Below are 12,143 nucleotides of genomic sequence, written 5' to 3'. Positions count from 1 at the left end.
GGCGTAAACAGCAGCGGCGCCGGTCAGGGCGCCGGTCAGGGCGCCGCGGGCCCTAGCGGCGCGCCTGCATCATGGCGATGAAGCGATCGAACAGCGGCGCCACGTCGCACGGGCCGGGGCTCGCCTCCGGGTGCCCCTGAAAGCTGAACGCCGGGCAGTCGGTGCGCTCAACGCCCTGCAGCGTGCCGTCAAACAGCGACCGATGGGTGGGCCGCAGGGTATCCGGCAAAGTGGTTTCGTCCGAAGCGAAGCCGTGGTTCTGGCTGGTGATCATCACCCGCCCGGTGGCCAGGTCCTGCACCGGATGGTTGGCGCCGTGGTGGCCGTGGTTCATCTTCACCGAGCGCGCGCCGCTGGCCAGCGCCAGCAGCTGGTGGCCAAGGCAGATGCCAAACAGCGGAATGCGGGTGTCCAGCAGCTCTTCGAGCGCCCGAATGGCGTAGTCGCAGGGCTCGGGGTCGCCCGGGCCGTTGGATAAAAAGATGCCGTCCGGCTCAAGCGCCAGCGCCTCGGAGGCCGGCGTCTGCGCGGGCACCACGGTCACCCGGCAGCCGCGCGATACCAGCATGCGCAGAATGTTGCGCTTGACGCCGTAGTCGTAGGCAACCACGTGGAACGGCCGCTCGATGCTCTCGCCGGCCTGATAGCCTTTTCCCGGCGACACCCACTCGCCCTCGCTCCATTCGTAGGACGACTGGCAGCTGGCCACCTTGGCCAGATCCATCCCCGCCAGGCCGGGAAACGCCCGGGCGGCGGCCAGCGCGCGCTCCACCGCGTCGTCGCCTTCGGCTTCCCGGCCCGCGAGAATGGCGCCGTTCTGGGCGCCCTTGTCGCGCAGCAGGCGCGTCAGCCGGCGGGTGTCGATCTCGGCAATGCCCAGCACGTTCTGGCCTTTCAGGTAGTCGGAAAGGCTCTGCTCACAGCGGAAGTTGCTGGCGGCAAGCGGCAGGTCGCGGATGATCAGCCCGGCGGCGGCAATGGCGCCGGACTCCACGTCGTCGCTGTTCACGCCGGTGTTGCCGATGTGGGGGTAGGTCAGCGTGACGATCTGGCGGGTATAAGACGGGTCGGTGAGGATTTCCTGATAGCCGGTCATGGCCGTATTGAAGACCACCTCGCCGCTGGTTTGCCCCTCGGCGCCAATGGCGATGCCGCGGAACACGCTCCCGTCCTCAAGCGCCAGAATCGCGGGTTCGTTCAATGCGGGGTTATTCAAGACAAGTCCTCCCAAGGCTGGTGAAAACACCCCTGTCACGACAGCGGCATCCGTCATAGCGGCGTTTGCGTTACAAACGTCGGGTCGTAAAAAAGCGGGACGAAGCCGATTGGAAATAAACCGGTTTCATCCCGCTTGCTGTTCTTCGCCAAAACGGCCCGGCCGCGGCGACCTCTTCTCCGGCCGCCAGGCCGGCCTGCGCAACAAGCGCGGCTGTGTGAACCACTCGACCAAAATCTTAGGGATGCTACAGGATATGAGCCAAAGACGCTAGCCCCGGATACCCCCGATGAAGCCATTGCAGTAAAGCCACGGCAGCGCGGTTATGCCTCTAAGGCAAGCACATCCTGCATACCGTAGCGGCCGTTGGGCTTTTGGGCGACCCAGCGGGCGGCGCGGACGGCGCCCTTGGCGAAGGTCATGCGGCTGGAGGCCTTGTGGGTGATTTCGATGCGTTCGCCTTCGGTGGCGAACATCACGGTGTGCTCGCCGACGATGTCGCCGGCGCGGACGGTAGCAAAGCCGATTTCCTCGTCGCTGCGCGGGCCGCACTGGCCGACGCGCTCGAACACGCCGTGCTCTTTCAGGTTGCGGCCCAGGGCGTCGGCCATGACCTCGCCCATCTTCAGCGCGGTGCCGGAGGGGGCGTCGACCTTGTGGCGGTGGTGGGACTCGATCACTTCGATGTCGTAGCCCTCGTCGCCAAGCGCACGGGCGGCGGTTTCCAGCAGTTTGAGCGTGAGGTTGACGCCGACGCTCATGTTCGGGGCAAACACCATGGGCAGGCGCTCGCGGTAGCCGTCGAGAGTGGCGATATCATCGTCGCTCATGCCGGTGGTGCCGATGACGATGCGCTTGTCGTGCTCGGCGCAGAACGCCAGGTTCTCAAGCGTAACGGCGGGCGCGGTGAAGTCGATGAGCACGTCGAAGTCGTCGACGCAGGCATCGAGGCTGTCCACGGCGGTCATGCCTTTTTTGCCCAGCCCGGCAAGCTCGCCGATATCCGTGCCGGCAAGGGAGCTTCCGGAGGCAACAATGCCGGCGGCAAGAGTGGCGTCGGCGTCCTGCTCGACGGCGTTGACCAGGGTGCGGCCCATGCGGCCGGCGACGCCGACAATGGCAATACGGGTCATGTAGGCTCCTGCAAAAAGGTAAACAAGAAGGAAACGGCAGCGGGTAAAAGCGTCTGCCCAGTGTAACAAAACCCGGCGCCTGGCCGGGTCAGCGCGCCGCCCTGCCGCTGGCGAGCAGCGCGATGGTCAGCACTACCAGCGCGCTTCCGGGCAGCCATACCCAGCTGATCGTCTCCGGCGACTGGGCAAACAGCAGCAGCATGGAAACAAAGGGCACCAGATAGCCGTAGGCGGTAACCGCTCCCGGCGTCAGCGCGGCGGTGGCATGCTGCATCAGCCAGAAGGTCAGCGCGCTGGAGCCCAGGCCCAGATAGATCAGCAGTAGCGCATCGCTCAGGCTCATAAGAGCAAGTGCGCCAACGGGCTCAAGCGCCAGCCCCATGGCTCCGACCAGCCCCCCGCCAAGCACCAGACTCCAGAAGGTACGCACCGCCGCCGATGCCGACAGCCGGCCGCTGGCAAGCCCCCATTTGCTGATGACCGGATACAGCGCCGAGGCCACGCAGCCGAGAAAGAACACCGCTTCACCCTTGCCAAACTGCAGGGCGCCGCCCTCGATCACGGACTCGGCCACCGCCAGCAGCAGCGCGCCGCAGGCGCCCAGCAGCAAAACGGCGAGCATGCGCCAGGCGCGGCGCTCCACGCCGAGCACAAGCCCCATGGCGTAGGCCTGCAGAGGCACGGTGACGTAGAGCGTGGCCATGGAGAGCGCCGTGGCGTGATGCGCGGCCCAGAACATGGCGCTGAAAAACCCCGCCAGGCAAAGGCCCATCACCGCGTAGAGCGGAAGCGTCCGCCACGCCGGCCAGAAATCCGGCGAGCGCCGGGCCAGCCACCAGAGCCCCGCGCAGGCGACCGCAAAGCGCAGCGCGGTGAGCAAAAGCGGCGGCAGCGCGTCAAGCCAGCCCACCACCGGAAAAGAGAGCCCGACCAGAAAGGCCCACAGCAGCATGCCCGCATGTTCACGCATCATCCGCTCCCGGCAAGAATCAATAAAAAATGCCGGCACATCCGGTGCCGGCATTCAAGCGAGGATAGCATGTCAGGCTATCGTCAGGACTTCATGTCCTCGAAGAACTTTTTCACGCCGTCGAAGAAATTGGTCTTCTTCGGCGAGTGATGGTGGCTATTGCTGCTATCAAGGCTTTCCTGAAGCTTGCCCAGCAGGTCTTTCTGCTCGTCGTTGAGGTTGACCGGGGTTTCCACGACCACCTTGCACAGAAGGTCCCCCTGGGCGCCGCCGCGTACCGGCTTGATGCCCTTGCCGCGCATGCGAAACAGCCTGCCGGTCTGGGTCTCGGGCGGAATCTTGAGCTTCACCCGGCCTTCAAGCGTAGGCACTTCCAGCTCGCCGCCGAACGCCGCGTCGACAAAGTTGATCGGCACCTCGCACTGCAGGTGGCGGCCGTCGCGCTCGAAGATGGGGTGCGGCTTGATCGCTACCTGAACGTACAGGTCCCCCGGCGGGCCGCCGTTGATGCCGGCTTCGCCTTCGGCGTTGAGGCGGATGCGATCGCCGGTATCCACGCCGGCAGGAATCTTCACCGAGAGCGTGCGGGTCTCGCGAACGCGGCCTTCGCCGTTACACTTGTGGCACGGCACCTTGATGTGCTCGCCGCCGCCGTGGCACGTGGGGCAGGTTTGCTGCACGGCAAAGAAGCCCTGCTGCATGCGCACCTGGCCAATGCCGTGACACGTCGGGCAGGTCTCCTTGGTGGAGCCGGGCTCGGCGCCGTCGCCGTCGCAGCGGTCGCAGTTGATGTGGCGCGGCACGCGGATATCCACGCTGGTGCCGGCCACGGCCTGTTCGAGGTCCAGCTCCAGGTTGTAGCGCAGATCGGAGCCGCGCGCCGGCGCGTTGGGGCCGCGGCGCCGGCCGCCGCCGCCGAAGATATCGCCGAACACGTCGCCGAAGATATCGCTGAAGTCGCCGGCGCCGCCGCCAAAGCCGCCGCCGCCGAAACCGCCGCCCTGGCCGTCTACGCCGGCATGGCCGAACTGGTCATAGGCGCCGCGCTTTTCGCTGTCGGACAGCACTTCGTAGGCTTCAGACACCTCGCGAAACTTCTCGGCGGCGGTGTCATCGTCCGGGTTACGGTCGGGGTGATACTTCTGCGCCAGGCGGCGGTAGGCCTTTTTGATCTCTTTCTGATCGGCCCCTTTATCGACCCCCAGGACTTCATAATAATCGCGTTTGGACATGCGTCCCACGCCTCCTGGTTAGCTTGAGCACTGGTTAGCTTGAATACGGCCTGCGCAAACAGCAACGCGGGAGTTGCCCCCCGCGTCGCCGCCTGCTTTTACAGAAAGCGCATTACTGCTTTTTCTGGTCGTCGTTGACTTCTTCGTACTCGGCGTCAACCACGTCGTCTTCCTGCTTGGCGCCGGCGTCTTCAGCGCTTTCACCGCCGGCCTGCTGGCCTTCCTGCTCGGCGTACATCTTCTGCGCCAGCTCGCCGGAGGCCTCGGTCAGCGCGTCGAGCTTCTTCTGGATCTCGTCCACGTCGTCACCCTTGCTGGCTTCTTCAAGCTCGGTGATCGCGGTCTCGATCTTCTGCTTCTCGTCGTCGGTGGCCTTGTCGCCGGCTTCTTCAAGCGTCTTGCGCGTGGCGTGAACCATGCCGTCGGCCTGGTTGCGCAGGGTCACCAGCTCCTCGAACTTCTTGTCCTCGTCGGCGTTGGCCTCGGCGTCCTGGACCATCTGATCGATCTCTTCGTCGGTCAGACCGCTGGAGGCCTTGATGACGATGGACTGTTCCTTGCCCGTCGCCTTGTCCTTGGCGGAGACGTTCAAAATGCCGTTGGCGTCGAGGTCGAAGGAGACTTCGATCTGCGGTACGCCGCGCGGCGCCGGCGGAATGTCGGCCAGGTCAAAGCGGCCCAGCGACTTGTTCTGCGACACCTGCTTGCGCTCACCCTGCACCGCGTGGATGGTCACGGCGGTCTGGTTGTCATCCGCGGTGGAGAAGGTCTGGGTCTTCTTCGTCGGGATGGTGGTGTTCTTCTCGATCAGCGGCGTCATCACGCCACCCATGGTCTCGATACCCAGCGTCAGCGGAGTGACGTCGAGCAGCAGCACGTCCTTGACGTCGCCGCCGAGCACGCCGCCCTGGATCGCGGCACCCATGGCTACGGCTTCGTCCGGGTTGACGTCCTTGCGCGCGTCCTTGCCGAAGAACTCGGCCACTTTTTCCTGGACCTTGGGCATGCGGGTCTGGCCGCCGACGAGGATGACGTCGTCGACTTCAGACGCGGACAGGCCGGAGTCCTTGAGCGAGATCTTGCACGGCTCCAGCGAGCGGGCGACCAGGTCTTCCACCAGCGCTTCCAGCTTGGCCCGGGTCACCTTGACGTTGAGGTGCTTGGGACCGGTGTTGTCCGCGGTGATGTAGGGCAGGTTGACGTCGGTCTGCTGGGCGCTGGAAAGCTCGATCTTGGCCTTCTCGGCGGCTTCCTTGAGGCGCTGCATGGCGAGGTTGTCGCCGGACAGATCCATGCCGCTGTCGCTCTTGAACTGGTCGACCAGGTAGTTGATCAGCGCCAGGTCGAAGTCCTCACCGCCGAGGAAGGTGTCACCGTTGGTGGCCAGCACCTCGAACTGCGTTTCGCCGTCGACGTCGGCGACTTCGATGATGGAGATATCGAAGGTGCCGCCGCCGAGGTCGTAAACCGCGATGGTGCGGTCGCCGCGGGACTTGTCCATGCCGTAGGCAAGGGCTGCCGCCGTGGGCTCGTTGATGATGCGCTTGACCTCAAGCCCGGCGATGCGGCCGGCGTCCTTGGTGGCCTGGCGCTGGCTGTCGTTGAAGTAGGCCGGCACGGTGATGACCGCTTCGGTGACGTCTTCACCGAGGTAGTCTTCGGCGGTCTTCTTCATCTTCTTGAGAATTTCCGCGCTGACCTGGGGCGGCGCCATCTTGTCGCCCTTCACTTCTACCCAGGCGTCGCCGTTGTCGGCCTTGGCGATCTTGTAGGGCACCATCTTGATGTCTTTCTGCACGACCTTATCGTCAAACTGACGGCCGATCAGGCGCTTGATGGCATAGATGGTGTTTTCCGGGTTGGTCACGGCCTGGCGCTTGGCCGCCTGACCCACAAGAATCTCGCCGTCTTCGGCGTAGGCGACGACCGACGGCGTGGTGCGGCCGCCTTCAGCGTTTTCGATGACCTTGGGGCTGTCGCCGTCGAGTACCGACAGGCAAGAGTTGGTAGTACCCAGGTCAATCCCGATTATGCGTCCCATAAGAAACCTCGAATTTGTTGATGACGCGCCGTCGCGGTGGGCGGCGTCGTGACAAAAAATGGCGTCAGCCAATCTGTGCGTTGGCGATTACCGCCGGGCTGCTGTGTTATTTGGGGGTCGCCGGCGGCATTTCAAGGGCTGTTTTAGCCGCATCACTCGGCTTTTTTGCTCACCACGACCATCGCCGGGCGCACCAGGCGGCCGTTGAGCAGATAGCCTTTCTGGATGACTTCCATCACCGTATTGGGCTCCATCTCCGGATTGGGCACCATGGTCATGGCCTCGTGGACCTGGGGGTCAAACGGCTCGCCGTGGGGGTCCACCGGCTCGACGCCGAACTTGCCGAGCACGTCCAGCTGCATCTTGAGCGTCATGGAAACGCCTTCGCGGTGGGCCTCGGTGGCGTCTTCGCCCATGGCGTCGAGGGCTTTCTCCAGGCTATCGATGACAGGGAGCAGCTCCTTGACGAACTTCTCCAGCGCGAACTTGCGCGCCTTCTCGGCGTCCTGCTCGGCCCGGCGGCGCACGTTCTGCGCCTCGGCCGCGGTGCGCATCGCCTGGTCCTTGGTATCGGCCAGCTCCTGCTCAAGCTCTTCCACCCTGGCGGCGAGCATTTCCGCTTCGGGGTTGTCGCTTTCCGCCTCGGTGCTGACGGTGTCGCCTTCGTCGTCGATCACGCTGTCAAGCTCCGCCTCAGCGGGATACGGCTCGGCCTTCTCGGCAGCTGCGCGAGCCTCGGCTTCGCCTTCCGGCGTCTGGGCGTCGTCCTGGTCGTGGCGTTCCATCTCGTCGTCGAGCGGGGTCTGGGGATCTTTAGCCATCGGTGTCTCCTGAGGAAAGCGGCTGTGATTCAGCCCATTCACGTCTTGGGTCTGAGCGGTATATGGGGATCATGTGCGTCATCTCAAGTGCCGTCTTGCGTGGTATTGCGGGCAAACTTCATCTACTGTATAAAAAACCAAATACTGAATGTTCATCCACCTCTTGCCTTCTTCCGCGCTGGCAACCGCGCTCACCGGCACCCGGAGGCCCCATGCTCACCCAGCTCGCAATCCAGGATTTCGCCATCGTTGACCGCCTGGAGCTCGATATCCAGGGCGGCATGACCGCCATCACCGGAGAAACCGGGGCGGGCAAATCCATCCTTCTGGGCGCGCTGGGGCTCTGTCTTGGGAGCCGCGCCGACACCGGCAGCGTGCGCCACGGCTGCGAGCGCGCCGATATTTCTGCGCGTTTCGACATCAGCCGCCTGCCGGCAGCCAAGGCCTGGCTTGCCGAGCGCGAGCTGCCCACCGACGAATGCCTGCTGCGCCGAGTGGTGAGCGCCGCGGGGCGCAGCAAGGCGTGGATCAACGGCCAGCCCGCCGCCATCAGCGACCTGAAGGCGCTAGGCGAGCGGCTCATCCAGATCCACGGCCAGCACGCCCATCAGGCGCTGCTGCGCGAAGAGACCCACCTGGCGCTGCTCGACGACTACGCCGGCCTCAATGACGACGCCGGCGCGCTGGCCGCGGCCTTTCGCGACTGGCAGGACGCCCGTCGCAAGCTGAAAAAGCTCCGCGATCAGGGCGACGAGGTGGAAGCCCGGCGCCAGCTGCTGCGCTATCAGGTTGAGGAGCTCGACCAGCTCGCCCTGGCCGACGACGAACTGCCAAGCCTGGAAGACGAGCAGCAGACGCTGGCCCACGCCGGGGATATCCTTCGCGATACGCAGTTCGCCGCCGACTGCTGCGAAAGCGAAGACGGCGGCGCCCTTGCACTGCTGCAGCAGGCCCAGGGCCGGCTAAGCGACCTGCCGGGCAGCGACCGCGGGGCGCTGGCCAACACCCTGACGATTCTCGATGACGCCCGCATTCAGCTGGAAGAAGCGGCCAGCGAGCTCAACCACCTGGCCGCCAGCACCGAGCTTGACCCCGAACGGCTGAACTTTGTGGAAGACCGTCTGGGCGATGCCCACCGCATTGCCCGCAAGCATCAGGTGGCCCCGGAAGAGCTGCCCGGCCTGCACGCCGCGCTGCGCGCCGAACTGGACAAGCTCGACGCCGGCGACAACGACCTGGATACCCTGAGCGAAGCGGTCAACGAGTGCGGCGAGCGCTACCGGCAGCTGGCCAAGGCGCTGGGCGAGGCCCGGCGCCGCGCCGCCACGGCCTTTGCCAGCGAGGTCCAGCAGCAGCTGGCGTTTCTGGCCATGGACAAGGCGCGCTTCGAGGTGGAGCTCGAGGCCCGGAACACTCCCTCTGCCGAAGGCCTCGAACGGGTGCAGTTCTACATCAGTGCCAACCCCGGCCAGCCGGCGCGGCCGCTGGCCAAGGTGGCCTCGGGCGGTGAGCTTTCGCGCATTAGCCTGGCCATTCAGGTGGTTGCCGCCAGCCACTCGACCATCCCCAGCCTGATCTTTGATGAGGTAGACGTCGGAGTCTCCGGCGCCACGGCGGAAATCGTCGGCCAGCTGCTGCGCCGGCTAGGGGACAGCGGCCAGGTGATGACCGTGACCCACCTGCCCCAGGTCGCCGCCCAGGCCCACTCTCATCTACACATCGAAAAGCGCGCCCGGCGCAACACCACCCGCACCGAGATGGCCCTGCTGGACGAAGGCGGGCGGGTCAGCGAGCTGGCGCGCATGCTCGGCGGCGTCAATCTCTCCGACCAGACCCTGGCCCACGCCCGGGAGATGCTCCACTCAAGCCAGCGCCCGGCGCATTGATTAATCTCAACGCGACGCTGTGCGTTCTTCTCCTGTCATAGCGAGCGAAGCGTGGCTATCTCGGTTTCCTTGCTAGCGGCACAGTGAGGAGATCACCACGTCGCTTCGCGACTCGTGATGACATCGCACCAAACGTGATGTACATGCGCATGAAAAAGGCCGCTAAAAAGCGGCCTTTTGTCTACGGGGAAAGGGCTCGCTACAGCGTCAGCACCTTTTCGCCCCGGGCAATGCCGGAGACGCCGGTGCGCGCCACTTCCAAGATGCCTACCGGGGCCATGGCCTGGAGGAAGGCATCAAGCTTGGTGGCATCGCCGGTGATCTGCACGGTGTAGAGACTCGGCGTTACGTCGACCACCTGGGCGCGGAAGATGTCCGCGGTGCGCTTGACCTCGTCCCGGGCAGCGCCCAGCGCCTTGACCTTGACCAGCATCAGCTCGCGCTCGATGTGGTTGCCCTCGGTCAGGTCCACCAGCTTGACCACGTCGATGAGCTTGTTCAGCTGCTTGGTGATCTGCTCGACCACGCGGTCGTCGCCGACGGTGGTGACCGTCAGCCGCGACAGCGACTCGTCATCGGTGGGCGCTACGTTGAGCGTTTCAATGTTGAAGTTACGCTGCGAAAACAGACCGACCACACGCGACAGGGCACCCGGTTCGTTTTCCATCAGAATCGAGATGATATGACGCATCAGGTACGCTCCGTTTTAGACAGCAGCATGTCACGCATGGAGCCTAACGGCACCTGCATCGGATAGACGTGCTCGAAGGGGTCGACTTTGACATCCAAAAACACCAGCTCGTGCTTGTCGGCAAACACCCGCTCAAGGGCCGGCGCCAGCTCATCCAGGGTGTTCACCGTAATCGCGGTGAAGCCGTAGGCCTGGGTGAGCAGATGGAAGTCGGGCATCGACTCGACGTAGGAGTGCGCGTGGCGGGACTTGTAGTTCAAGTCCTGCCACTGGCGCACCATGCCAAGCGAGGCGTTGTTCAAGTTGATGATCTTGACCCCGATGCCGTACTGCTTACAGGTGGACAGCTCCTGCATCATCATCTGAAAGCTGCCCTCGCCGGTAATGCACACCACGTCGTCGTCCGGGTAGTTAAGCTTGATGCCCATGGCCGCGGGGAAGCCAAAGCCCATGGTGCCAAGCCCGCCGGAGGTGATGAAGCGCCGCGGCTTATCGAACTTGTAGTACTGCGCGGCAAACATCTGGTGCTGGCCGACGTCGGTGGTGACAAACGCCTCGCCGTGCGTCTTTTGGCAGACGGCTTCGATCACTTCCTGGGGCTTCAGGATCTCGTCGTCCCGGGACGGCTCGTAGAGCTTGCCCGCGCGCTCGGCGCGCCAGTCCTCGATCTGCTCCCACCAGTCGCTGATAGCGTCAGGGTTGGCGATATCCTTGCCCTGGACCAGGCTGATCATCTCGTTGATCACGCTTTGGGCCGGCCCGACGATGGGCACGTCGGCGTGCACGGTCTTGGAGATCGAGCTTGGGTCCACGTCCACGTGAATGATCTTGGCCGTGGGGCAGAACTTGGAGACGTTGTTGGTCACCCGGTCGTCAAAGCGCGCGCCGATGGCGATCACCACGTCGGCATGGTGCATGGCCATGTTCGATTCATACGAGCCGTGCATGCCAAGCCACCCCAGGCACTGATTATCGCTCTGGGGGTAGGCGCCCATGCCCATCAGCGTGGTGGTAATCGGGTAGCCGAGCTTCTGCACCAGGTCGGTCAGGCCGTCGCCGGCGTTGCCCAGCACCACGCCGCCGCCGGTATAAAACACCGGGCGGCGGGCCTTGAGCATCAGCTCCACGGCCTTTTTGATCTGGCCGGTGTGGCCCCGGGTGACCGGGTTGTACGAGCGCATTTTGACCTTTTTGGGGTAAACGTACTCGTAGCGCTCGGTGGGCGCGGTCATGTCCTTGGGAATGTCCACGACGACCGGGCCCGGGCGGCCGGTCGAGGCCAGGTAATAGGCCTTTTTCAGCACCTCGGGAATCTCGGACGGGTGGCGGATCGCAAAGCTGTGCTTGACGATGGGCCGGGTCACGCCAACGATGTCAGTTTCCTGAAAGGCGTCCTCGCCGATCAGGTTGCTGGCCACTTGGCCGCACAGCACCACCATGGGAATCGAGTCCATGTAGGCGGTGGCAATGCCGGTGACCGCGTTGGTCGCGCCGGGGCCGGAGGTGACCAGCACCGTGCCTGGCTCGCCCGATGCCCGAGCGTAGCCGTCGGCGGCGTGGGTGGCGGCCTGTTCGTGACGCACCAGGATGTGCTTGACTTTGTCCTGACGGAAGAGCGCGTCATAGATATGCAGCGCCGCCCCGCCTGGGTAGCCATAAATGTATTCGACGCCCTCATCTTGCAAGAAGCGGGCGATCATATCTGCGCCGGAAAGCAGTTCCACAGTGTTTCTCCCCTGAAGGTCTCGAGTGCCATCGGCAGGCAGTTGCCCACCATGTCGAGTGCGGCGATATGCCGCTGCCGGTTACGCCGGCACCTGATGCCAAACCCTGGCATGTGACCCGGTTAGGGTCTGCACTCTCTCACGGCGGTTTACCGCGTCGGGGCGTTGGCCAGGTCGGGCGGTCAGCCCAAGCCCGGAAGTCCTTCGGCGGGTAGAGGCGTTAACGCCTACCCTTCGCGCGGGGATAGGGGGTTGCCCGTGGGTTCCGCGCCCGCAAATCAGGAACCCTCAAGATTCCATTAGCGCTCTGGCTTGTCAACCGCCGGGGCCCGCCACGGCGGGAAAACGAGCACAAAAACGCCCTGTCGCAGCAGGCGACAGGGCGTTTGACGAAAGCGCTCCGACGAAAGTGGCACCGCGGCGTGAGAT

The 12,143-nt window shown here is 64.5% G+C and carries 9 protein-coding genes; 1 reads left to right on the top strand and 8 read right to left on the bottom strand.

Annotated features, from left to right (window positions below):
* Window positions 1–52: 52 nt before the first annotated feature.
* The 6 genes from carA to grpE form a co-directional block, all read right to left on the bottom strand.
* Entirely contained in the window at window positions 53–1,201 is a 1,149-nt protein-coding gene (gene carA / locus ACZ46Y_RS02190) for a glutamine-hydrolyzing carbamoyl-phosphate synthase small subunit (protein WP_311956461.1), read from the bottom strand.
* A 338-nt stretch (window positions 1,202–1,539) separates the two neighbouring features.
* Entirely contained in the window at window positions 1,540–2,349 is an 810-nt protein-coding gene (gene dapB / locus ACZ46Y_RS02185; protein WP_311956441.1) for a 4-hydroxy-tetrahydrodipicolinate reductase, read from the bottom strand.
* Between the two features lie 88 nt (window positions 2,350–2,437).
* Window positions 2,438–3,319, bottom strand: coding sequence for a DMT family transporter (locus ACZ46Y_RS02180; RefSeq protein ID WP_311956442.1), 882 nt, complete (start codon window positions 3,317–3,319; stop codon window positions 2,438–2,440).
* 83 nt (window positions 3,320–3,402) lie between these two features.
* Entirely contained in the window at window positions 3,403–4,551 is a 1,149-nt protein-coding gene (gene dnaJ, locus ACZ46Y_RS02175) for a molecular chaperone DnaJ (protein WP_311956443.1), read from the bottom strand.
* 112 nt (window positions 4,552–4,663) lie between these two features.
* Entirely contained in the window at window positions 4,664–6,592 is a 1,929-nt protein-coding gene (gene dnaK, locus ACZ46Y_RS02170; RefSeq protein WP_311956444.1) for a molecular chaperone DnaK, read from the bottom strand.
* Window positions 6,593–6,744: 152 nt separating this feature from the next.
* Entirely contained in the window at window positions 6,745–7,413 is a 669-nt protein-coding gene (gene grpE / locus ACZ46Y_RS02165) for a nucleotide exchange factor GrpE (protein ID WP_311956445.1), read from the bottom strand.
* Between the two features lie 212 nt (window positions 7,414–7,625).
* Here grpE and recN point away from each other — a divergent pair, with 212 nt between their 5' ends.
* Window positions 7,626–9,299, top strand: coding sequence for a DNA repair protein RecN (gene recN, locus ACZ46Y_RS02160; protein WP_311956446.1), 1,674 nt, complete (start codon window positions 7,626–7,628; stop codon window positions 9,297–9,299).
* A gap of 199 nt (window positions 9,300–9,498) precedes the next feature.
* On the opposite strand, the gene ilvN is transcribed toward recN, so the two are convergent.
* Together ilvN and ACZ46Y_RS02150 are read right to left on the bottom strand one after the other, a co-directional pair.
* Window positions 9,499–9,990, bottom strand: a complete 492-nt coding sequence (gene ilvN / locus ACZ46Y_RS02155) for an acetolactate synthase small subunit (RefSeq protein WP_311956447.1) — start codon at window positions 9,988–9,990, stop codon at window positions 9,499–9,501.
* Window positions 9,990–11,714 carry an acetolactate synthase 3 large subunit gene (locus ACZ46Y_RS02150; RefSeq protein ID WP_311956448.1) on the bottom strand — a complete coding sequence of 575 codons (1,725 nt, stop codon included), beginning with the start codon at window positions 11,712–11,714 and terminating at the stop codon, window positions 9,990–9,992. The genes ilvN and ACZ46Y_RS02150 overlap by 1 nt, the downstream gene beginning before the upstream one ends.
* Window positions 11,715–12,143 lie beyond the last annotated feature (429 nt).

The organism is Halomonas garicola, assembly GCF_055382465.1.
The sequence above is the reverse complement of the archived record's forward strand: the minus strand, read 5'-3'. Positions and strand labels throughout refer to the sequence as shown.